Annotated in this window: 24 protein-coding genes and 1 tRNA gene; 14 read left to right on the plus strand and 11 right to left on the minus strand. The window is 69.4% G+C overall.

Going from position 1 to position 17,828, the window contains the following annotated elements:
* Positions 1-85 precede the first annotated feature (85 nt).
* From AC3RX1_RS14200 to AC3RX1_RS14210, 3 genes are read right to left on the minus strand one after another with little or no spacing between them, the layout of a single operon-like run.
* The gene (locus tag AC3RX1_RS14200) at positions 86-652 is read right to left on the minus strand and encodes a LytR C-terminal domain-containing protein (protein WP_491501901.1); all 567 of its coding nucleotides are present in this window, start codon (positions 650-652) and stop codon (positions 86-88) included.
* A 9-nt stretch (positions 653-661) separates the two neighbouring features.
* A complete protein-coding gene (locus AC3RX1_RS14205; protein WP_491501902.1) occupies positions 662-907 on the minus strand; it encodes a DUF3263 domain-containing protein in 246 nt (81 codons plus the stop codon).
* A 9-nt stretch (positions 908-916) separates the two neighbouring features.
* Positions 917-1,945, minus strand: a complete 1,029-nt coding sequence (locus AC3RX1_RS14210) for a DUF2332 family protein (RefSeq protein ID WP_491501903.1) — start codon at positions 1,943-1,945, stop codon at positions 917-919.
* Between the two features lie 74 nt (positions 1,946-2,019).
* On the opposite strand from AC3RX1_RS14210, the gene msrB reads away from it, so the two are divergent.
* From msrB to AC3RX1_RS14240, 6 genes are all read left to right on the plus strand, one after another.
* Positions 2,020-2,427: a peptide-methionine (R)-S-oxide reductase MsrB gene (msrB, locus tag AC3RX1_RS14215; RefSeq protein ID WP_491501904.1), complete on the plus strand. Its 408-nt coding sequence runs from the start codon at positions 2,020-2,022 to the stop codon at positions 2,425-2,427.
* Positions 2,424-2,966, plus strand: coding sequence for a nitroreductase family protein (locus AC3RX1_RS14220; RefSeq protein ID WP_491501905.1), 543 nt, complete (start codon positions 2,424-2,426; stop codon positions 2,964-2,966). The genes msrB and AC3RX1_RS14220 overlap by 4 nt, the downstream gene beginning before the upstream one ends.
* 150 nt (positions 2,967-3,116) lie before the next feature.
* Positions 3,117-3,932: a hypothetical protein gene (locus tag AC3RX1_RS14225; RefSeq protein WP_491501906.1), complete on the plus strand. Its 816-nt coding sequence runs from the start codon at positions 3,117-3,119 to the stop codon at positions 3,930-3,932.
* Positions 3,910-4,323, plus strand: a complete 414-nt coding sequence (locus tag AC3RX1_RS14230) for a phage holin family protein (RefSeq protein WP_491501907.1) — start codon at positions 3,910-3,912, stop codon at positions 4,321-4,323. The genes AC3RX1_RS14225 and AC3RX1_RS14230 overlap by 23 nt, the downstream gene beginning before the upstream one ends.
* Entirely contained in the window at positions 4,320-4,883 is a 564-nt protein-coding gene (locus AC3RX1_RS14235) for a DUF3618 domain-containing protein (protein ID WP_491501908.1), read from the plus strand. The genes AC3RX1_RS14230 and AC3RX1_RS14235 overlap by 4 nt, the downstream gene beginning before the upstream one ends.
* Positions 4,884-4,947: 64 nt before the next feature.
* Complete coding sequence (locus tag AC3RX1_RS14240; protein ID WP_491501909.1) at positions 4,948-5,781, plus strand: UbiA family prenyltransferase; 834 nt, start codon at positions 4,948-4,950, stop codon at positions 5,779-5,781.
* Here AC3RX1_RS14240 and AC3RX1_RS14245 read toward each other — a convergent pair.
* The 5 genes from AC3RX1_RS14245 to AC3RX1_RS14265 all read right to left on the minus strand — a co-directional run bounded on the left by AC3RX1_RS14245 (position 5,723) and on the right by AC3RX1_RS14265 (position 10,875).
* Positions 5,723-6,934, minus strand: a complete 1,212-nt coding sequence (locus tag AC3RX1_RS14245) for an FAD-dependent oxidoreductase (protein ID WP_491501910.1) — start codon at positions 6,932-6,934, stop codon at positions 5,723-5,725. The two genes, AC3RX1_RS14240 and AC3RX1_RS14245, sit on opposite strands and share 59 nt — an antisense overlap.
* Positions 6,935-6,946: 12 nt before the next feature.
* Entirely contained in the window at positions 6,947-7,642 is a 696-nt protein-coding gene (locus tag AC3RX1_RS14250) for a methyltransferase domain-containing protein (RefSeq protein WP_491501911.1), read from the minus strand.
* Entirely contained in the window at positions 7,639-8,748 is a 1,110-nt protein-coding gene (locus tag AC3RX1_RS14255; RefSeq protein WP_491501969.1) for a type III polyketide synthase, read from the minus strand. Before AC3RX1_RS14255 ends, AC3RX1_RS14250 begins: the two co-directional genes overlap by 4 nt.
* Positions 8,749-8,900: 152 nt before the next feature.
* Complete coding sequence (locus AC3RX1_RS14260) at positions 8,901-9,770, minus strand: phosphatase PAP2 family protein (RefSeq protein WP_491501912.1); 870 nt, start codon at positions 9,768-9,770, stop codon at positions 8,901-8,903.
* 37 nt (positions 9,771-9,807) lie between these two features.
* Positions 9,808-10,875, minus strand: a complete 1,068-nt coding sequence (locus tag AC3RX1_RS14265; RefSeq protein WP_491501913.1) for a sodium:calcium antiporter — start codon at positions 10,873-10,875, stop codon at positions 9,808-9,810.
* 136 nt (positions 10,876-11,011) lie between these two features.
* Here AC3RX1_RS14265 and AC3RX1_RS14270 point away from each other — a divergent pair, with 136 nt between their 5' ends.
* Positions 11,012-11,914 carry an alpha/beta hydrolase family protein gene (locus tag AC3RX1_RS14270; RefSeq protein ID WP_491501914.1) on the plus strand — a complete coding sequence of 301 codons (903 nt, stop codon included), beginning with the start codon at positions 11,012-11,014 and terminating at the stop codon, positions 11,912-11,914.
* A 22-nt stretch (positions 11,915-11,936) separates the two neighbouring features.
* Here the strand turns inward: AC3RX1_RS14270 and AC3RX1_RS14275 are convergent.
* The 3 genes from AC3RX1_RS14275 to AC3RX1_RS14285 form a co-directional block, all read right to left on the minus strand.
* A tRNA-Thr gene (locus AC3RX1_RS14275) sits at positions 11,937-12,009 on the minus strand.
* Positions 12,010-12,085: 76 nt separating this feature from the next.
* On the minus strand, positions 12,086-13,183 hold the full coding sequence (locus tag AC3RX1_RS14280) for a tyrosine-type recombinase/integrase (protein ID WP_491501915.1): 1,098 nt from the start codon (positions 13,181-13,183) through the stop codon (positions 12,086-12,088).
* Positions 13,131-13,889 carry a helix-turn-helix domain-containing protein gene (locus tag AC3RX1_RS14285; RefSeq protein ID WP_491501916.1) on the minus strand — a complete coding sequence of 253 codons (759 nt, stop codon included), beginning with the start codon at positions 13,887-13,889 and terminating at the stop codon, positions 13,131-13,133. The genes AC3RX1_RS14280 and AC3RX1_RS14285 overlap by 53 nt, the downstream gene beginning before the upstream one ends.
* A gap of 127 nt (positions 13,890-14,016) precedes the next feature.
* Here AC3RX1_RS14285 and AC3RX1_RS14290 point away from each other — a divergent pair, with 127 nt between their 5' ends.
* The 7 genes from AC3RX1_RS14290 (at position 14,017) to AC3RX1_RS14320 (ending at position 17,787) form a co-directional block, all read left to right on the plus strand.
* Positions 14,017-14,259 (plus strand): helix-turn-helix transcriptional regulator, encoded by a 243-nt coding sequence (locus tag AC3RX1_RS14290; RefSeq protein WP_491501917.1) that lies wholly within the window; start codon positions 14,017-14,019, stop codon positions 14,257-14,259.
* Positions 14,260-14,480: 221 nt separating this feature from the next.
* A complete protein-coding gene (locus tag AC3RX1_RS14295) occupies positions 14,481-14,780 on the plus strand; it encodes a hypothetical protein (protein WP_491501918.1) in 300 nt (99 codons plus the stop codon).
* Positions 14,777-15,382, plus strand: coding sequence for a hypothetical protein (locus AC3RX1_RS14300; protein WP_498239518.1), 606 nt, complete (start codon positions 14,777-14,779; stop codon positions 15,380-15,382). Before AC3RX1_RS14295 ends, AC3RX1_RS14300 begins: the two co-directional genes overlap by 4 nt.
* Positions 15,379-15,912 carry a hypothetical protein gene (locus AC3RX1_RS14305; protein ID WP_491501920.1) on the plus strand — a complete coding sequence of 178 codons (534 nt, stop codon included), beginning with the start codon at positions 15,379-15,381 and terminating at the stop codon, positions 15,910-15,912. Before AC3RX1_RS14300 ends, AC3RX1_RS14305 begins: the two co-directional genes overlap by 4 nt.
* Positions 15,905-16,066, plus strand: coding sequence for a hypothetical protein (locus tag AC3RX1_RS14310; RefSeq protein ID WP_491501921.1), 162 nt, complete (start codon positions 15,905-15,907; stop codon positions 16,064-16,066). Before AC3RX1_RS14305 ends, AC3RX1_RS14310 begins: the two co-directional genes overlap by 8 nt.
* A 570-nt stretch (positions 16,067-16,636) precedes the next feature.
* Complete coding sequence (locus AC3RX1_RS14315; RefSeq protein WP_491501922.1) at positions 16,637-17,188, plus strand: hypothetical protein; 552 nt, start codon at positions 16,637-16,639, stop codon at positions 17,186-17,188.
* Complete coding sequence (locus AC3RX1_RS14320) at positions 17,128-17,787, plus strand: hypothetical protein (RefSeq protein WP_491501923.1); 660 nt, start codon at positions 17,128-17,130, stop codon at positions 17,785-17,787. Before AC3RX1_RS14315 ends, AC3RX1_RS14320 begins: the two co-directional genes overlap by 61 nt.
* Positions 17,788-17,828 lie beyond the last annotated feature (41 nt).

Genomic DNA, 17,828 nt, shown 5'->3' on the forward strand with positions numbered 1-17,828 from the left:
GACGGTCTTTAGCACTCGACAAACGGGAGTGCTAACCCCATTCTGGCACTCGCCCCTATCGAGTGCAAGCCGCCTGGATCGCTGGCTACGGCGTGCTCGACGGCGACGACGAGGCGACGCGATCCGTGCCCAGCACGACAGTGAGCTGCTTGCCGTTCGGATCGCTCGTGCTCTGGTACTCGTCGCTCTGCGAGATCTGCGCGCCGCCGATCACCTGCGCGAGTCCCGCGGCCGCGGCCTGGTCAGCGGCATGCGAGTAGTAGACGGTCGTGGTGGGGTACGTCGAGCCGGCCTCACCGGGCGACACCGCCCCGGCCGCCCACCCCGCCTCCACGAGCCTGTCCTTGGCGAGCGTTGCCTGATCGCCTTCACCGGTGGCGTTCAGGATGAGGATGCTGAACGACGTGTCGATCACGGGGGTCACGGTGGGCGCCGGCGTCGTGGCCACGGCCGAGGGCGCAGCGCCGAGGCGACCGGTCGCGAGCATCGTGCCGAACACACCGAGTCCGATGAGGACGACGGTGGCCAGCGCCGCCCATGCGATCACGACCCCGGCGCGCAGGTGCGGGTTCTCGGCGCGGTGCGCGCCGACCCGGTCGGCGTCCGCGGGGAGGTCGTCGAAGCGGTCCCGCGAGTAGGTCGGTCGAGGCACCTCCCGATGCTACCCGGCCGAGATCCGGGCGGTCTGCGTCCGCACCCGCTCGTCGCGGATGCGTCGCAGGCGCTTCACGAGCATGGGATCGTGCTCGAGGGCGTCGGAGGTGTCGATGAGTCGCCCGAGCAGCTGGTAGTAGCGGGCCGGAGCGAGGCCGAGCTCGACGCGGATGGCCTCTTCCTTGGCGCCCACGTGACGGGTCCAGCCGGCTTCGAAGGCGAGGATGGCGCGGTCGCGATCGTTCAAGGGCACGCTGTCACGCTACTGCGCGGCATCCCGATCCGCAGTGCGCCACTCCCGGTACGCGCCGATCGGCTCCACGATCCCGCCGAGCGGGTCGGCCGCCGCCACGACCTGTCCGTCGAGCGCGAGTGCGAAGGTACCGTTGGGCCAGTCGTCCGCGTCGGGAGCCGGATGCCACGTCCCGCGCGTCGCCGAGTGCAGCCCCGGTGCATCCAGCGTGATCCACCGGCCCGCCGCGCGGGCGGTTGCGACGATCTGCTCCCGTCCGGCGCGCGGCACGTGGGCGAGCACGCCGGGGGTCGTGACGACGAGGGTCGCCTCTTGCGGTGCGCGCGCCGCGAGCTGTGGCAGCACGGCGCCGGCGTCCCCGGCGACGAGGAGCGGCGGGTCTGCCGCCGCGACATCGAGCGCCGCGCTCACACGGGCGCTTCGTCCCTGCTCTCCCGGCCACACGAGGCCGGCGAGCCATGCCCGGTCGGACTCCGCCCGGGCGTCGCGGGGCTGCAGATCGATGCCCGCGCGCCACACGACGTCGGGGAGCCGCAGCACGGGAGCGGGCCCCCGCCACTCGGCGTCGAGCACGACGACGCTCGGCCCACCTGCGGGGTCGAGACAGACGAGGCCGTCGTCGGTGCGGTAGCGATACGAGTAGCGATCCGGGTACAGGCAGAGCCCGGCGCTCGCGCCGACCTCGAGCAGCGCGATCGGGCCGTCGATGAGGGCGAGCGCCGGCAGCAGCGCGGCGCAGCGGAGCGGCTCGTTCGTCTGCACGCCGCGGGCGGCGCTCTCCGCGACGACGGAGTCGGCGTGCTCCCGCACCCACGCCGCCCACTCCAGGTAGGGCACGAGCCCACAGCCGAGCATCCGGGTCACGGCGAACACGAGCGGGGGCTGCCGGTGGGTGGGTGGGATGCGGGCGAGCACGCCCGCGATGGCGTCGTCGGCTGCGACGCCCGCCGCCCACTCGGCGTACAGCGCCGACCGGTGCGGCGCCTCGACGCGGGCGAAGCGGTCGTACCGCTCCTGGACGGCGGCGATCTCACGCATCCGCCCATTCTCGCGCAGTGCACGAGGCGGAACACCGGGGCTCGAAGTCGGGTTGAATGGGTGTGGAGGACATCATGACCTACACCGTGAAGAAGACCGACGAGCAGTGGCGCGAAGAGCTGAACGACCAGCAGTACGCGGTGCTGCGCGAAGCCGCGACCGAGCGTCCGTGGACCGGCGAGCTCCTCGACGAGCATCGTGCGGGACTGTACACCTGTGCCGCATGCGGCGCGGAGCTGTTCCGCAGCGGAACGAAGTTCGACTCGCACTGCGGATGGCCGAGCTTCTACGAGTCGGTGCGCCCGGAGGCGGTGGAGCTGCTGGAGGACGACTCGCTCGGCATGCAGCGCACGGAGGTGCGGTGCGCGGCGTGCGGCTCGCATCTGGGGCACGTGTTCCCCGACGGCTTCGGCACGCCGACCGGTGACCGCTACTGCATGAACTCGATCTCGCTGTCGTTCACTCCTGAAGACGAGGCGTGAGCGCGTTCGACGCGGTGCGTGCGCGTCGGTCGTGGTCGAAGGTCACCGACGAAGCGCCCACGCATGAGCAGCTGCTGCCGCTCGTCGCGGCGGCCGGACGCGTCGCCGACCACTCGGCGCTGCGGCCGTGGCGGCTCATCGAGCTGCGCGGCGATGACCGGCAACGCCTCGGCCGTGCGATCAGCAAGGCCGCGGGCGAGAAGGACCCGTCGACGAAGCCGCTGCGCGCGCCGCTGCTGATCGCGATCGTGGTGAGCTACCGGCCGAGCGACAAGGTCCCGCGCTGGGAGCAGGTGGCCGCGGCCGCCGGCGTCGCCCATACCCTGAGCCTGCTGCTCGACGAGGCGGGGTGGGGCGTCATCTGGCGGACCGGGCACTGGACGCGGACCGCGAAGGTCGCGAAGCTGCACGGCCTGCGCGAGAACGAGCGTCTGCTCGGCTGGCTGTACGTGGGTGGGAAGCCCGAGGGCAAGGACGGGGGCAAGCGCAAGGAGCTCGACGCCGAGCGCTACCTCACCCGGCTGCCCGAAGCACGCTGACCCGCCGGGTCACTCGCGAAGCGCCGCCGTGCGTCGCGACGGCCGCGTGCACATTCCCGCGCGCATCGCAACCCCCACTTTTCCTCTCCGGGTCCCCGCTAGAACGGAGCGCCAACTGGTCCGTGAGGCCGGTGAACGAGAGGAGAGACGATGTCAGACGTTTACGCATCCGGGGAATCCGGCGGGACGACTGCTCCCATGAATGCCGACCCCGGCAAGCCGGAAGCAGCCAAGCAGGAGGCCGGGGAGGTCGCCGACACGGCCGGCGACGCGGCGAAGGATGTCGCCCACGTCGCGAAGGAGGAGGGCGCATCCGTCGTCCGGGAGGCGAAGCACCAGGTCGGCGACCTGTACGCGCAGGCGCGTGACGAGCTGAGCCAGCAGGCCGCGACGCAGCAGGACCGCATCGCGCAGGGTCTGCGTTCGTTCAGCGACGAGCTCGGATCGATGGCGCGCAATTCCGACAACGACGGCATGGCCAGCAGCCTCGTTCATCGTGCATCCGAGCGGGCAGGTCAGGCTGCCACATGGCTGGGCGATCGGGATCCTGCCGGGCTCCTCGAGGAGGTGAAGAGCTTCGCACGGCGGCGTCCGGGGATGTTCATCGCGGGAGCCGCCATCGCCGGCGTCCTCGTCGGACGGCTCACCCGCGCGCTCGCGCAGGGTGCCGCCGAGTCGTCGCAGGGCTCCACGTCGAGGGGCGCAGGAACGGGGCAGGCTCGGCAGTCGTCGAGTGGCATTCGAACCGGCCAGAACCTCACCGGTGCCGGCAGGGCCCCGGGTACGGGCCCGGGAGTGACAGCCGGCGGCGCGAGCGTGGAGAGCGGACTGGCCGGCTTCGTCGACACGGAGACCGACCTGCCGTCCACCGCCGCGAGCGAGGATGCTCCACTGTATTCGGAGTCGGCGAGCCGGTTCGCGCAGGAGCGACGGGAGGGCACGGATGAGCGACCAGACGCCCTCTGAGCGGCACGCCGAGAACGCCTCGCTGGGCGAACTGATCGGCGAGGTCACCCGCGACATGTCCACGCTCATGCGTCAGGAGGTGGCGCTGGCGAAGGCCGAGCTCAAGGAGTCGGCCGTCAGCACCATCAAGGGCGGAGGGATGCTCGGCGGCGCCGGCTACGCGGCGTCGATGACCGTGCTGTTCCTGTCGCTGGCGCTGTGGGCAGCACTCGCGTACCTGATCGGCTGGGGATGGTCGGGCCTGGTCGTGGCCGTCATCTGGGCGATCATCGCGGCGATCCTCTACCCGGTCGGCCGCGCACAGCTGAAGAAGGTGAAGGGGGCGCCCCAGACGGCCGAGACGCTGCAGGAGATCCCCCAGACGTTCAAGAGGAATGAGGAGAACCGATGACCGATTCACCAGATGCCATCCGGGCGGACGCCGAGCGCACGCGGCTCGAACTCGGCCGCGATGTCGACGCGCTCGCCGACAAGGTCAGCCCGTCGAAGATCATGCATCGCCAGACGAACAAGGTCCGCCACGCGTTCACGTCGGCGCGGGAGCGCGTCATGGGCGTCGCGCACGACGCCGGGGACTCGGCCTCCTCGATGGCCTCCGACGTCGCCGGTGAAGGCCGCCATCTGGTCCGCAAGGCGGAGGGCAACCCCATGGCTGTGGGGCTGATCGCATTCGGGGTGGGGCTGCTGGCGGCCTCGCTCATCCCGTCGTCCGACAAGGAGAAGGAGCTCGCGCAGTCGGCGAAGGAGCAGGCGCAGCCCCTCATGGACGAGGTGAGCAGCGTGGCCAAGGATGTCGCGTCCGACCTGAAGGAGCCGGCCCAGGATGCGGCGGCCGCCGTGAAGGATCGGGCGACGGATGCCGTCGAGAACGTCAAGGACGAGGCGACGGATGCCGCCGGCGACGTGAAGGACCGCACGCAGGAGGCACGGCAGAACATCGCCGAGAGCTGAGCCGGAAGCCGAACCGACGGGGCGGGGTGGGCGCTGCGCTCCCCCGCCCCGTTAACATCGCCCCATGCGAATCGCGGCGGTCCTGTGGCGCTCGGCGCATCCCGGGCCGACGGTCGTGGTCACCGCGATCGCGCTCGCACTCGGGATCGCGGCGGGAGCGGATGCCGGACGCATCGCGGTGCTGACGGTCTCGGTGCTCTGCGGACAGCTCTCCATCGGGCTGTCGAACGATGCGATCGACGCCCCCCGCGATCGTGCGACGGAACGGACCGACAAACCGCTCGCACGACCCGGGGCTCCGGTGCGGCTCGCGTGGACGGCGGCGTTCGCAACGGCGGCGGCCGCGCTGGTGTCCTCGGCAGCGCTGGGATGGCAGCTCGTGCTCGCACACGCCGTGTTCCTCGGCTGCGGCTGGGCGTACAACACGACGCTCAAGTCCACGCCCTGGTCGGCGGCGTGCTTCGCCGTGGGGTTCGCCGTCTTTCCGTCGCTCGCTCCCCTCGCCCTCGTCGAGCCGCACGTCGCACCGGCATGGGAGTGGCTCGCCGGAGCCGCGCTCGGCGTCGCGGTACACTTCTCCAACGTCCTCCCCGATCTCGAGGACGACGAGCGCACCGGCGTGCGGGGACTGCCGCATCGGCTCGGCCGTCGTGCATCGACGTTCATCGCGTTCGGCGCTCTGGCCGCCGGCGCCGCGGCGGCCCTGATCGGCGGCGGCCTTCAGAACGGCAGGGTGGGATGGGCGACCTGGACGGTCGCCGGTGCCGTGCTCGCGCTCGCGATCGTGGGGCTCGTCACGGCGGTGACGCGTCCCCCCGCGCGGCTCTCGTTCCGCATCGTCATGATCGGCGCGCTGCTGCTGGCAGCCGGGCTCGTGATCGGGAGCGGGACGGGCTGATCCCCGCATCCCGATCGAAGCCCATCGCGTAGGCGCGGGCGAGCACCGCCGCCGAGGGTCCGGCGAGCGCGAGCCGCAGCATCCCGGTGATGACCGCGTGCGCGACAGGCGCCCGCGCGCGACCGAACGCCGTGTTCACCCCGGCGATGCGTGCCGCCGTGTGCGCCGAGGCCAGCCGGTCGCGTTCCCAGCGGGCGAGCGCCGTGTCGTCCGGCCGGCCGTGCGCCCATTCCGCGAGCGGCGGGGCGAGGCCGGCCGCATCGAGAAGCCCGAGGTTCATGCCCTGCCCGCCGATGGGGCTGACTTCATGGGCGGTGTCGCCGATGAGGAGGATGCGTCCCACCCGCAACCGCCGGGCGACTGCCCGACGGATGCCGAACGCCGATGCCGTCTCGATCGCATCGGCGAGCACCGGCGATGCGCCGCGGGCGCGGACCGCGTGCCGCAGCCGCTCCGTCCGTGTGTCGGAGTCGGAGAGGTGGGTCTCCCCGCTCGGCCGCACCCACGCGACGAGCCGGCGTCCGCCGTCCGGCAGCGGGAACGACTCGAACACGCCCGACGCATCCAGCGTGACCGTCGCCACCGCTTCCGGTTCGCCGGTGAGTCCGGCGACGTCGGCCATCAGGTAGCGGTCGGCGTAGTCGCGTTCGGCGACGGCCGCGCCCGGCACGAGCGGCCGGCCGGCACGCCCCGCAGCCACCACCGCGATGCCCCCGGTGAGGAGGCCGCCTGCGTCGGTGACGACCTCGACGTGGTCGCCGCGGTCGTCGACCTCCACCACGCGCACCCCGCGTCGAACCGGCCGACCGCCGTGCGCGACCGCCGCCTCCGTGACCGCCTGGGGGGCCGCAGCGACGAACGGAAAGCGCAGCGGGAGCAGGTCGAAGCGCACCTCGCCGAGCCGCCGGTCGGCGGTGCGTGCCTCGCCGCGCGGGATGCGCACGGCACAGGACAGCAGCCGATCGGTCGCGCCCGATGCCTCGAGTGCAGCGAGCGTGGGCGGGTGGATGCCGATGGCGCGCGTGCCCGGCGTCGCATCGGAGCGGGCGTCCAGCACGACGGCGTCGACTCCGCGGCGATGCAGTTCCGCGGCGAGGAACAGGCCGGTGGGTCCGGCGCCGATGACGATGACGTCGTGCTCCGGCGCGTTCACGTCGACATCCTGCTACTGCTTCCGCAGCACCGCGAGGAGCCGGAACGGCCGTGCGTGCTCGACCGTCCAAGCCGGCGGGAGCACGGCACGCAGTTCGGCCGGCGTGTAGGAGCGGCGGATGCTGCGCAGTCCGTCCGTGCGCAGGAAGGACCCGGGCGCCAGCGGCGTGATCGCCACCGCATACGCGCCGTAGGCCGTTCGGCTGCGTGCGATGTCGGCGTGGAGGGCGAGGCGACGAGCCATCCGCTCACTGTCCGCCAGGACGGTGGATCGGTCTGTGACGGCGAGGTGGTGGAGGAGGTGATTGGAGATCACGATGTCGGCCAGCTCGCCCTCGTCCGCGAGGCGCGTGCTGTCGGTGGGGCGGTATGCGACTCCCGGAACGCGCGGGGCCGCCTCGGCGACGCCGATCGCCTGGGCGTCGGGGTCGATCCCCAGGCCTTCGACCGCGAAGCCGTCGCGTCGCGCCAGGGCGACGAGGCGCCGCAGCACATCGCCGCCGCCGCACCCGATGTCGAGGATGCGACCGGACCCGCCCGCTTGTGCGAGGGCGGGGCGGATGTGGCTGCGGTAGAGCCCGTCCCACCCAGAGACCAGGCGGTTGACGAGGCGGAAGCGCTCGAGCGTGCGGCGCAGCAGCACGGGGTCGCACGCCGGGTCGTCCATGAGCTCGGCCAGGTGCTCGTCGCGTGTCGCGAGGCTCGTCATGGCGCAGTCCGCCGCACGCAGCGCACGCTCTCGACCGTGAGGCCGGGCCCGAACCCGATGCCGACGACGCGCCCGCCGTCCGCGAGCGCGGTGTCGGCGAGGATCCGCTGCAGGATGAACAGTACCGTCGCGCTCGACATGTTCCCGTAGCGCCGCAGCACGTCCCGAGACGCCGCCATCGCGTCATCCGACAGCCCGAGCCCGGTCTGGACGCGGTCCAGGATGCTGCGGCCGCCGGGGTGGATCGCCCAGGCGTCGACCGCCTCGGCCCCGCCTTCGCCGGCGATGTTCTCGACGGCGGCGCGGATCTCCCTCCCGACGATCCGCGGAACCTCGGCGGTGAGCACCATCTCGAACCCCTCGTCGCCGATCGTCCAGTCCATGTCCTTCTCGCCGTCGTCGGTGAGAGCGGTGGTGAAGTTCTCGATCTCGAGCACCGGTCGAGTGCCGACGGTCGGCGGATCAGCCGTCACGACCGCTGCCGCCGCGCCGTCGGCGAAGACGGCTGACGACACGATCTGGTCGGGTTCGCGCGAGACGCGCAGGTGGAGGGAGCACAGTTCGGCGCACACGACGAGCACCACCGATCCGGGCTGTCCGTCGCAGATGCGGGCCGCCGCGCGCAGGGCGGGGATCGCCGCAGCGCATCCCATGAAGCCGAGATGGTAGCGCTCGGTGCCGGCCGGGAGGCCGAGGTCGCGGACGAGGCGGTAGTCGGGCCCGGGCGCGAAGAATCCGGTGCACGACACGGTGATGACGTGGGTGACGGACGATGGGGGCACCTCGGCCCGGTCGAGGGCGTCGCGGGCCGCGGCGGCGAACAGTGCCGGCGCCTCTCGGCGGTAGATCGCGTTGCGGACGCCGGTGGTCGGAGCGAGGAGGCGCCCGTCGGCGGCTAGGAACGTGTCTTCCGCTCCCCCGGGTGCTTCAAGCTCGCGCAGGACGGTGTGCCGGCCATCGATCGCCGCGGCGTCGAATGCCGCGCGGATGAGCCGGCCGGTGAGGCGATCGGTTCCGTCCTGCGCCGCGAAGAGGTCGCGGATCGTGGCCTGGGCGAGGCGGGTGCTCGGCACGGCCGTGCCGATGGAGCGGATCAGCGCGGTCACGAGAACGGATCGCTCGTCGGTGACATGATGAGCTCCTCTCGCGGCCGCGGCGGAGCCATCAGCCACGATCACCCTAGGCGGTGGCCGCCGATCGATGCCGGGGGTTGACACGGAAACGCTCTCCTGCGCTCCGATGCCCTGCGGTGGTGCGGCTACCGGCCGGAGCCCTTCACAGGGCTGGGAGCCTGCACGTGACTCCCCTGCGGTGGGGTGCGACGCCACACGGTGAGATAGAGCCGGTGGGCCGTGATCACGAGGGCGAGCCAGGCAAGGCCCAGGAAGAACGCCGCCAGCACGTCGGTGAACCAGTGATGGCCGAGGTACACCCGGCTCGCCGCCACGGTCACGGCGAACAGCGTCGCGAGGGTGATCGTGAGGATGCGCGCGCCCAGGCGACGCTGACGCAGGACGAGCAGGTAGGCGATGATCCCCGCGATCACCACCGCGTTCAGGGTGTGCCCGCTCGGGAACGACGGGGAGTGCTCGTAGGGCGGCACGGCGTCGGCGAGATCGGGGCGGACCCGCCCGACGATGTTCTTCCCGGCGATCGTCATGAGCAAGGAACCGGCTCCGGCGGCCACGATGAGGATGACCGGGGTCCACGCGCGCCGGCCGATCGCCAACAGCAGCATGACCCCGATCGCGATCACCGGCATCACCACGACGCCGGCGATGTCGGTGTACGCGGTCACGGCCGTGTTGAGCCACGGGACGCGGATCCTCATCACGGCGGCCAGGATCGGCTCGTCCAATCCGGCGACGCCATCCGCTTCCGTCACGGCATCGTAGACGCCCGCCGCCGCGGCCGAGAGTCCGACGACCAGTGCCATGCCGACCAGGAGGGTGAGCACCAGCGCAGCATGCGGCCCCAACCACCGTGCGACGCGCTGCACCGCGGTGACGAGCGCGCGACCGAGTCGGGAGTGCCACCGGGTGAGGTCGTGGCCGCCGACGAAGCGGTCGCGCCGGAGTTCACCGGCGGCCCCCGCGTCCGCGTTCCGCCCGGAGGGGTCGTCCATCATGAGTCCTTTCGTCCTCGTGCCGGCGGTCGCGCCGCCGTCATCCGCCGGCGACTGCGAAGAGCCCGCCCATGCCGACCAGGTACAGGATGAGCACCGTCAAGGAGTCGACGCCCATACCGGCGATCCGCTTCTGCGGCCGGAAGAGGAGTCCCACGATGTATATCAGGGTGAGCAGGATCGCGAGCGCGGTGAGGTAGATGTCGGCCGAATTCGCTTCCGGGAGAACCGCCTTCCCGGAGATGACGGTCGCGACGAGGAACAGGACCGGCAGGAACGCGTTCCCCCCGAAGATGTCGCTCATGGCGAGGTTGTCATCGCCCTGCTTGACCGCCTGCAGCCCGGTGGAGATCTCGGGCAGAGCGGTGGCCAGCGCGAGGACGGTGGCGCCGAACAGCACTCCGGAGAGCCCGACCTGCTTCGCCGCCGCGTCTCCTGCGAGTTCGAGCACGACGCCCGCGATCAGCGTTGCGAGGGCGGAGGCGGCGAAGATCAATGCCACCTTCCATGACGGCCTCGTCTTGTGCGGATGCTGCGCGGCGTTCCTGCGGTGGCCCGGCGCGTGAGAGGAGGCCCCGGGAGCCGCACCGTCTTCATGCCACGGCAGGTGCTGACGCGCCCGTCGCACCAGCAGGAGCCCCACGATCCACAACGCGGCGATCAGCACGACATCCGGAGTGAGCCGGGCGAACGTGAGATGGGCGGGAAGTTGGCTCCCCGCGGCGACGACCGCGAGAACGCCCGCGACCACGACGGCTTCCAGGACCAGCACGAGCGACGCGGCCCGGTAGGTGAGGGGCTTGGCGTTCCGGCCCCGTTTGCCGAAGACATCGAGGATGACCAGCACCACGGTCTGCAGGGCGATTCCGCCGAGGATGTTGCCCACGGCGAGATCGAGGTTCCCCCTCACGGCGGCGCTCACCGTGATCGCCGTCTCGGGGAGGTTCGTGACGATCGCGAGGATGATCAGGCCGCCGAACGCGCTGCCGAGATGCAGGCGGGAGTCGAGCACATCGGTGGTCTTGGAGAGGTGGATGCCGGCGACCCAGACGACGGCAGCGGCAACAACGAAGATGACGACGAGCAGCCACAGCGGAAGCGATCCCATACCCTCCACCTCATCGCTTTCGTCCCGACGGCGGAGGACCCTGTTCCCGGCGGCGGGGAAGAGCTACCCTGTTGGGCCTCCGGTGCCGCAGCGTCGGCAGGCGAGAACCGGTCATCGAGGACGGAGAGCCGCAGCCATGACGGACGTGAGCGTACAACCCCTTGTCGCCCGCAACGACGGCGTGCATCTTGCCGGCAGTCTCTGGCATCCCGACGGTGAGACCCGTGCCCTCGTCCTCATGCACCCGGGCTCCGGACCGAGCGATCGCGACAACGACGTGCTGTTCCCGCCGATCCGTGCGGCGCTGCTCGGCGCGGGCGTGGCAGTGTGCTCGTTCGACAAGCGGGGAGTCGGCGAATCGACCGGCAGCTGGCTGGACGCCGACATCACGGCACAGGCGGGCGATCTGGCGGCGGGACTCGCGGTCGCCCGAGACGTCCTCGGGGACCTCCCGACCGGCGTGTTCGGCCACAGTCAGGGCGGCTGGGTCGTGCTCGAAGCCGCGTCGCCGACCGCGGCGGACTTCGTGATCACGAACTCCGGGCCCGCGGTGACGCCGCGCGAGCAGGAGGCGTACTCGACGGGCCAGACGCTGCGCCGGCGCGGATGGGACGACGACCGGATGCGTGCCGGGGTCGACACGTTCTCACGGGTGCTGGATCTGCTCGCGCTGCCGTTCGAGGACGGGTGGCCGCGCGCGCAGGCGCTTCCGCTGATCGGCGAGCTTGCCGAGGCCGGCGTGTTCATCCCGGGCGACCCAGAGCTGTGGTCGTTCGCCGCGCGGCTGATGCCGCACGACCCGGCGGGCGCCCTGCGCACGCTGACGGTCCCACTGCTCGCGCTGCTCGGCGAGGACGACGATGTCGTGCCCTTCGATCGCAGCGCCGAGGTCTTCCGCGCCATCGTCCGGCCCGACCTGCTCGATGTGCGGATTCTGCCCGGTGGCGACCACCGCCTCCAGCACGACGACGAGTTCGTGCCCGGATACCTCGACACCCTGACGCGGTTCGTGGTCACGCAGGCGGACGCGGCTCGCTGAGCCCGGCGGAGGCGAAGGACGGTGCCGGCTACAGGACTCGAACCTGCAACCCCCGTATTACAAGTACGGTGCGCTACCAATTGCGCCAAGCCGGCTAGCCCCGGAATTCCGTGGCTCTCGGGATGTTGTGTGAAGTTCGGTGGTGGCCGACCCCGCACAAACCCCGCACATTCAATTCTCTCGAACGCGCATGAACGAGTCTAGGGCGTCCGCCGCGCGGCTCCCGCCCACCGTCTTCGACATGTAGGTGTTCATCGTCAATGACGGGTTAGTGTGGCCCAGGTACTCCGCGATGTCGCGTGCCGAGAGGCCGGCCTGATCCAGCGCCGTGGCGACGGACTTGCGGAAGCTGTGGAACGTGTACGGTCCGAGCTGCAGCCGATCCCGAGCCGCCTGCCACTCTGCGGCCGTATTCCGCCGGTCGCGGCGCTTGCCGAACGGGGTCGGGAACAGCGGGCCCTGATGTGTTCGGCCGGCGAGCATCCGTGCCACGCTCGCCGGCACAGTGATGCACCGCTCCCCCGCCATCGTCTTCGACTTCCGCACCGTCACCACAGCGCCGATGACCGGCACCTGCCCGGTGATGGTCACGTCCTGCCCGTCGAGCGCGATCGCCTCACTGATCCGCACCCCGGTGCCGGCGATGAACTCGACCAGGTCGACCATGTCCATCTGCCGCAGCCGATCGTCGGCGCGCACCGTCTCGAGCAGCTGTGGAAGCTCGCGCAGGGGCACAGGGACGGCGCCCACCGCCTTCGCCTCGATCGGTGCGAGCTCACGCACGGGATTCGTCCTGAGGGCATCTGAGCGGGCCGCGAGGCCCATCATGCCGGACAGCACCGCTCGTGCCTTCTTGGCCTCGCCGGGACCGTGCGCGGCGGCGATCTGGTCGAGCGTCCGCTGTAGCCGCTCGGGCGTTGCTTCGGACACGGCGAGGTCACCGATTTTCGGAACGATGACCTTCCGCACGGACCGTTCGTACGTCTCCACCGTCCGCGGTGCCCGGTCCTTCTTCGAGATCAGGAACCGCTCGCCCAGGTCCCGGATGCGCGTCTCCCGCTTGACCTCAACCGCGGTGGATAGCTGGATGCTGGTGAGCGCTTGCTTTAGCGCCATTTCGGCCTTCGCCTTCGACGGGGCGAACCGCTCCACCTGACGCAGCCGTCCGTCGTCGAAGCGGTACCGGGTGCGGGCGCGCCACTTTCCCGGCTCCGTCTCAACTGTTCGGATCGTGCCGTAGCTGCTCAGCGGCGTACGTGGCCGTGGCATCTCTCTCCGAATTGTGAAGCCTGTCGACAATGTCCGGTGGAGCGGGAGTGAGGTCCAGCGGCTCAAGCGTGACACGCCGAATCTCTTGCCCGATCCCTCCGTCGTCAGTCGCACCAGGAAGGCCCAGTTGGGCCCCGACGTTACGAATTCCCGCCGCAGCTCCTTCGAGATAGTCGACGGCGTCGCTCAGACCATGCTCGCGAACGGCTATGGCGACGATTTTCTTAAGTAGCGGCTTCAGCTCATCATGGTCGTCAGAAATTGGCGCTGCCGGCAGACCCCGCATGAACCACAGCGCGGCCTCCGCCGGAGGCATTACCACCCCCGGCCGAATCTCTACAGTCTCGCGATCCGGGCCGATCAGAAGTTCGATCGGCGACACGCCCAGCGCCTCTGCGAGCGCAATCACCTGCGTGACGGAGATCGACTCCCGGCCCTTCTTGCCGAAGATGCCGTTCACGGAGTTGACGCTGACGGGCCAGCCAGCGGCGGTCAGCCGGTCCGATAGCTGCTTCGCCGTCAGCCGCTTCTCCTTACGGAAGTCCCTGGCAACCGAGAGCACCTGATGGGCGAAGCGCTTCTCCCAGAACCTCCAGTGGGTTAGCCGTGTGTGCTCGGCCTCTCCCCAACGATCTGGGGTGCTTCGCTCCTGCCAAGGAGGAGTGCGGTACACCCACGATGGTGCACGGTCGTTGGGATTGATCACAGCCTGATCGTATCGAATGAGTAGATTCAGCACAACTTGACAAGTTCTGGGGGTGGGTGCATGCTGGGCTCTAGATGGTCATTCCGTGACCATTACCGACCAGGGACTGATCACGAAAGGACCACCGATGACCATGACGCAGATCCCCGCGCGCGACACGCGACTCACCGTCGGCCAACACGCCGCAGAACTGCCCGACCTCCTCACGAGACGCCAAGTGGCTGAGTACACGCAAACGAGCATCCCTACTCTCGCCCGATGGGCAGGAGAGGGTAAGGGGCCAAAGTTCGTGAAGCTCGGTGGGGCGGTTAGGTATCGACGCGACGACGTCGCGGCCTGGCTGGACGCAGCAGCCAGCGGTGCATCATGACCGGCTTCATTATCGGGGCCGTGGTGCTCATCCTCCTCCCCGGCTGCTTCTGCTGCCTGTTCTGCATGGGCGCAACCCGGGCACGCAGGAGCGGAAGACCAATTCCGTCGTCTTCAAGCGGGAAGACCGAATCCACCCAACCAAGAAGAAACGTCCTCAGTCTGAGCGGCAACTCGGCGACTGAGGACGGCGACCGACTCCCCTAGGAAAGGAACACGATCATGAACGACGCTACCAGCGTATCCCAGACCGCCGACACCCGGCGGCGATGGACGCGCGTTCACCTCGAGACCGAAGGCGTACTCGCCGAGCAGAGCGGGCCCCTCGTCGTCATCGACGGCGGGGAGGGCGTCGTCAAGGTACCAATGGCCGAAGTTCGTGCGCTCGTCCACGACATCGCAGATGCGGTCGCCGAGGGCACCACCATGCGGGATCTCAGGACCGAAGCCGTCGAGCTCGGCACCACCCCGTCCGCTCTCTGGGCGAAGTACGCCCACCTCCTCGCGGGGGCTGAACTGTGAACGCCGTCGCGATGCTCGATGAGATCGCCGAGCAGATGGAAGCGCTCGCCCAGCAGCGCGAGCAGGTGTTGATCCATGCCGCCGCGGACCTCGGGTCCGAGATGGAAGTCGTGACGATCCGTTACGACTGGAAGCACAGCATCACGGAGGGGTCGCTCGTCTGCGTTGTCGAGACGATCATGACCACCGCCGTGGGAGGAGCAAAGCGGGTCGTGCAGGGCTACGGCGGCACGGCGCAGACTCGGATCGACCCGCCGACTGGGATCCGGTTCCAGCGCGGCTGCGCCGGTCCTCTCGCTCTCCCCGACCACCTCACCGTCGACCGGGGAACCTTCACGGCCGCCATCGTTCAGGGCAGCACCGTCATCTTGACCCGGGAGCGTGGAGCCGGTGACGAGGAAGCACGGCTCATGTCGCTGCGCCGCTTGCGGGCACGCGCCGCGCGTGAAGGTATGAAGGTCCGCGTCCGGGACTTGGATGTCGCCCTCGTCGCACCCACCAACGACGTTGTCCATCAGGGCACCGTCCTGACGGCGATGGGCTGGCTGATCGGCATCGAGGACCTCCGTGTCGCGCTCGACAAGGGTCAGCCCAAGTCGTGAGCGACTTCCGCTTCCCCGGCCGTTGGCTCAACGACCGTCGTGTCATGGGCCTCAGCGGTGACGACTTCAAGGCGTTCGTCACCGCTGGGGTCTACATGGTGGAAAACCGCACCGATGGCCGCTTGACGGTGGACGACTTCGACTTCATTCCCCGCTTCCATTCCGCGTCAGCACCCCGGCTCGTCGCGGCAGGCGTCTGGACCGAGGACGGAGGCGAATACGTCATGACCGACTACCTGGCCACACAGACGTCCCGCTCGGAGTTCGAGACCCTCGAGAACAACCGCCGCCGTGAGCGCGAGAAGAAGGCGCGACAGCGGGCGAGTAAGGCTCTCCACCCCGACATCATGTCCCCGGGACAGTCCCCGGGGACTGCACAGGACAGGACAGGACAGGCAGGCGAGGACATGCAGGTGACCACGACGTGGCCTGTGGCGAAGATTCCGGACGCCGGTAACTGGTATCAGCCTGAGCCGGGCGTGTGGGTCGAGGAGGGCGCAACGCGGGAGCAGGGAGGTACGAATGGGTAGCGCACCGCGGCCCCTGAACTTCCGGGCGTTGGCGGATGCCTGGGATGACCCGGTGGCGTTCGCCCGCGAGCTGCATAAGTACTATGTCCAGCTCGAAGCGTCGGGCCACCGCCTCCCTCACCACGACTACTTCCAGCAGCGGGAGGACGACTAATGCGGGTTGAGGCGCCGGAGCTCGCTCAGTCGGTAGCGATTGTTGTGCTTGCGATCGTCGCTGCGGGCATCACGTCGCTTCTGTGGTTGGAGCGGGCGGCCATGATTGGACCCTCCGTTGATCTTCGAGCCGATCCCGCTCGCGCTTCAGCGATGGATCAAGGTCATGGATCTCGTATCGGGCGCGCCCAACTCGGACGCTTCGAACTCCCCAGCGACCCCGATTCTTGCGTTGCCAAGTCAGTGGAATGGGCCACTCCCGCCATAGCCAGTGCTCAACGCGAGCCGTTCGCAGATTTACGCGGAGTGCTTGCTCCACGTGAATCCGACCGAGGCGGCGGGAGGTGAGCCATGTGACCCCGACGCACGCGTCCGAGTCGCCGTCGTCTCCCATTGAGACGTCAACGACGAATCGTATGGGAGTGCTCAAGCAGTCCAACCGACTGATGGGGCTGCTCATCTCGTGCATGCGCATGCCTCCGAGAGCGAATGGGTGTACCTCGTACAACACAACTGGCCCGTGGACGGATAGCTCGATCTCTAGGCCTTGCCTGCCGGGAAGGACTTCTCCGTGGTCGAGATGCGTGAGCGCCCACGCGCGTCGAGCGAGCTGTGCCTCGCCCCGAACCACCTGCCATCCCGTCAAGCCGGCAGCGACCAAGGAGACGACGAGGGCGGCGAAGGCAATCGTGAGCGAGACATTCACGAAGCTCAGCGTAGGGGTGTGTGCGCGATGAGTTGGCGGATGCCAGACATCCCGGCTGGTTCGATCCTGCTAACCCCCGATGACGCCCAAGTCCTGTATCAAGTCGCGAATTTGAAGGCGGTGCGCAGCCGGTTCCGCGGCGGTGACACGGTCGCCTATGCGCTTCTGACGGCTATCACGGTGTGCGCCTTCACCTCGGATGCCGGTGTCGGCAACGAACCGCGGCAAGAGGCGGCATCAGAGGAACGTGAGTGGTGGACAACGGCGCAGGTCGCGAGAGCGGCACGCAGGGCGGGACGGACGGTCCGCCTCGATATTGAACGCGAGATCCTGCCCGCCCAGAAGACCGGTAACCGGTGGCTCATCCGAGCCGACCACGCACAGACATACATCAACTCACGGAGGTCCACATCATGAATGCAACGTTCGACGATGCAGCACAGAAGGTGTTCGACCTTCGGAAGCGTGCCGCGCAGGCGCAGAAGGAATTCGAGGCCCGTGAGAAGGAGATCACCGGCGACGAGCTGCTGTCTGACGAGGGCAAGCGCCGCGAAGGTGAAGAGAACTACCGGTCTGCGAAGGCCCAGCTCGAGGGTCTCAAGGAGCAGGAGATGACGGCCCTGAGCGATGCGCTCAAGTCGATGGAACGTCGTCTCGACGGCTATGTCGGGTATGGGTCGGCAGACCTGATCGCGTTCCGTGATGCTCACGACCGTGCGGAGTCGCTGACCGACCCGGAAGCCGCCGGCCGGATGCTCGGCCGAGCGCTTCGCAGCAACGACACGACACTCGCTGTGGCGCTGTTCCAGCGGGCACTCGATCAGGGTTGGACTTCGGTGGCGAAGCAGTTCGCCGCCGAGAATCCTGACCTTGCCGAGGTCGCACAGGACGTGGAGAAGGCCCGCAACGCCCTCAAACCCAACTTCAACCGCGCTGCCACGTACGGGATTCTCCACACGGCGTTCAAGCCGACCTTCGACGGCTTTTCCATGCGGCTCACCGGGTCGGAGGACTGAGCAAATGGACCGTGTCGTTAGGGTCTCATTGATTGCGCAAG

Source organism: Microbacterium altimontanum, from assembly GCF_058349865.2.